3 protein-coding genes are annotated in these 2,786 nt (G+C 74.6%); 1 reads left to right on the top strand and 2 read right to left on the bottom strand.

Annotated elements, in window-relative coordinates; all coding sequences use genetic code 11:
• Window positions 1-124: 124 nt before the first annotated feature.
• Together E4099_RS31060 and E4099_RS31055 are read right to left on the bottom strand one after the other, a co-directional pair.
• Window positions 125-925 carry a sugar phosphate isomerase/epimerase family protein gene (locus E4099_RS31060; protein ID WP_135342438.1) on the bottom strand — a complete coding sequence of 267 codons (801 nt, stop codon included), beginning with the start codon at window positions 923-925 and terminating at the stop codon, window positions 125-127.
• A gap of 89 nt (window positions 926-1,014) precedes the next feature.
• On the bottom strand, window positions 1,015-2,013 hold the full coding sequence (locus E4099_RS31055) for a helix-turn-helix transcriptional regulator (RefSeq protein ID WP_135342437.1): 999 nt from the start codon (window positions 2,011-2,013) through the stop codon (window positions 1,015-1,017).
• Between the two features lie 99 nt (window positions 2,014-2,112).
• Between E4099_RS31055 and E4099_RS31050 the strand changes: the two genes are divergently transcribed.
• Window positions 2,113-2,655 (top strand): DinB family protein, encoded by a 543-nt coding sequence (locus E4099_RS31050; RefSeq protein ID WP_135342436.1) that lies wholly within the window; start codon window positions 2,113-2,115, stop codon window positions 2,653-2,655.
• Window positions 2,656-2,786 lie beyond the last annotated feature (131 nt).

Genomic DNA, 2,786 nt, shown 5'->3' with positions numbered 1-2,786 from the left:
GGCTTGGCGCGACGGGGCGGTGTCGGTCGGGCGATGCCGCGGCGCCGGGCGGGACAGGCGGGACCGGATCAGGCCGTGTCGGATCGCGGCCGCGGGATCATGCCGGGTCCGGCGTGACGCCAGGTCAGGCCGCGTCGGACAGCAGCCGCATCAGATGCCGTCGGCCCGGGCCGAGCAGCTCCGGCAGTTCGGCCGCCTCCGGGTGCCAGCGCTTCTCGTACTCCCAGCACAGCCAGCCGTCCCAGCCCCCGCGGCTGAGCAGCTCCAGGCACTCGCCCAGCGGCAGCACCCCCGCACCCAGTGGCAGCGGCCTGGTGTCCTCCGCCGAGGCGATGTCCTTGACCTGCACGCAGTCCAGGTGCGAGGCGAGCGCGGCGAAGGTGTCGGTGGGCTCCTCACCGCCCAGCCACGGGTGCATCAGGTCCCAGATCGCGCCCAGGCCGTCCACGTGCCCGGCGGCGTTCAGCACCCGGGCCACATCGTGCCCGGTGGGGTGTGAGTCATGGGTCTCCAGCAGCAGCCGCACCTTGCGGTCCTCGGCGTACGGTGCCGCCGCCGCGAGCCGCCGTACGGCCGCCGCGTCCGCCTCCTCCTCGGGCCGCTCCCCGCCGCCGGGGAACACCCTCACCCGGCCCGCGCCCAGGTCCGCGGCGAGATCCGTCAGCTCGCGCAGCCCGGCGAGCACCGGCTCGTCCGGGCCCGGCTCCGCGACCCGTACGTACCCGGCGACGCTCAGCGGCTCCACCCCGGCACTCTGGAACAGGGTCGCCAGCGAGGCCCGTTCGGCCGGGCCCAGCCCCGGATGCACCGGCTCCTCCGGATGGGCGCGCAGCTCCACCCCGTGGTAGCCGTGTGCGACGGCGAGCCGCAGCACCTCGGGGATGGGCAGCCCGGGCACCCCGAGCGTGGAAAAGGCCAGCTTCATCGGTACCTCTGGGCGTCTCGGAGCGGCACGGGCGGCGGCGGTCGCGGACATCGCCCCACGGCGGACGTTAGGCAGCCGGGTCCGCCCGGTCAATCGGCCTCGCCGTAAGGGCCCGGCCGGGCGTGGCCCAGCCGGGCCGCCCGGTCGAACCGGATGCCCCAGTCACTGATCAGGTCGAGCAGTTCGGGCGGGTCGAGTACCCGGAAGTCGGCGCCGAGCGCGCCGAGCGCCATGGCGGGCCAGTCCAGTGATTCGGAGGTCATGCGCACCCGGCACCGGTCGGCGTCCACCTCCTCGACCCCGCTCCACCGGCCGATCCGTTCCTCGACCGTCGCGGCGGGGGCCTCCACCAGGACGTCGACCTGGTACGTGCGGGGCACGCTGTCGAGGCCGGCCCGGACGAACGCGGCGGCGTCGGCGGCGGGCAGCTCGCGAGGCCGGAACCGGACGCCGCTGCCCCGCGGCGCGGTGAGCCGGTCGAGCCGGAAGCTGCGCCAGTCGTGCCGGGTCAGGTCGTACGCCACCAGGTACCAGCGGCGCCCGAGGCGGACCAGCCGATGCGGTTCGACCTGCCGTTCGGATTGCCGGCCGTCGGCGGCGGTGTAGGAGAAGCGGAGTCCCTCGCTGTCGCGGCAGGCCAGTGCCACCACGGTCAGCTCGCCCGGGTGGACGCCCTCACCGACCAGGCCACCCTGATCGGCGGGCACGGTCATGGCGCGCAACGCCTCGACCCGGGACCGCAAGCGCGCCGGCATCACCTGCACCACCTTGGCCAGCGCCCGGACCGAGGCCTCGGCGATGCCCTCCATCGCGCCCTCCGCGGCGGCCTGCAGACCCACCGCCAGCGCGACCGCCTCCTCGTCGTCGATCACCAGCGGCGGCAGGGCCGCGCCGGCGGCGAGCTGGTAGCCGCCGTCGACACCGCGCTGCGCCTGGACCGGATAGCCCAGCTCGCGCAGCCGGTCGATGTCCCGGCGCAGGGTACGGACCGAGACTCCCAGCCGGTCGGCCAGTTCGTCGCCAGGCCAGTACCGGTGGGTCTGGAGGAGGGAGAGCAACCGCAGCGTTCGGGTGCTGGTGTTCGCCATGCCCCCGATTCTCCTCGGAATTCAGGACAGGAAGTGGCCGCTATGGCCCATACCGTGGTTCTCAGACCGACGGAGCACCGCACAACGGAGGCGAAGACCATGAGCGCGACCACGACCGTCAACGAGCCGCCCCTCACCGGCGAGCGCGCCGACCTGCTGGTGGCGCTGGCCAAGCAGCGGCACTTCCTGCGCTTCACCACCCGCGACCTCACCGACGAGCAGGCCGGGCGGCGGAGCACCGTCAGCGAGCTGTGCCTGGGCGGCCTGATCAAGCACGTCGCCGCGGTCGAGCGGACGTGGGCGGACTTCATCGTGGAGGGCCCGTCCGCGATGCCCGACTTCACCACGTGGACCGAGGACGACTACGCCCAGCGGGCCGAGCAGTTCCGGATGCTGCCCGGCGAGACGCTCGCGGGTGTGCTGGCCGACTACGAGGAGGCGGCCCGCCGGACGGACGAGCTGGTCGCCACCCTGCCCGACCTGGACGCCGTCCAGGTGCTGCCGAAGGCCCCCTGGACCGAGTCCGACGAGGAGTGGTCGGCCCGCCGGGTGCTGATGCACATCGTCGCCGAGACGGCCCAGCACGCCGGCCACGCCGACATCCTCCGCGAGTCCCTGGACGGCGCCAAGAGCATGGGCTGAGCGGTGTCAGGGCGTCCCGCCTCGGCTTGGGCCCGGCGTTCGCGGTCGGTGCGGTCGGGTCCGGTGGCGCCAGGTGGGGGCGGCTGCCGCCCGTACGGCGGCGCACCCCGCGTCAGGGGGCCGAGCCGGGG

The sequence above is a fragment of the Streptomyces palmae genome (genome assembly GCF_004684805.1).
Classification (GTDB): Bacteria; Actinomycetota; Actinomycetes; order Streptomycetales; family Streptomycetaceae; genus Streptomyces; species Streptomyces palmae.
Note: the sequence above shows the minus strand (reverse complement) of the source record. Positions and strands in the feature narration are given on the sequence as shown.

What these genes read in the sequence shown, in the direction of transcription:
- E4099_RS31055 (WP_135342437.1), bottom strand. Translation starts at nt 2,013, where the DNA reads ATGGCGAACACCAGCACCCGAACGCTGCGGTTGCTCTCCCTCCTCCAG.
- E4099_RS31060 (WP_135342438.1), bottom strand. Translation starts at nt 925, where the DNA reads ATGAAGCTGGCCTTTTCCACGCTCGGGGTGCCCGGGCTGCCCATCCCC.
- E4099_RS31050 (WP_135342436.1), top strand. Translation starts at nt 2,113, where the DNA reads ATGAGCGCGACCACGACCGTCAACGAGCCGCCCCTCACCGGCGAGCGC.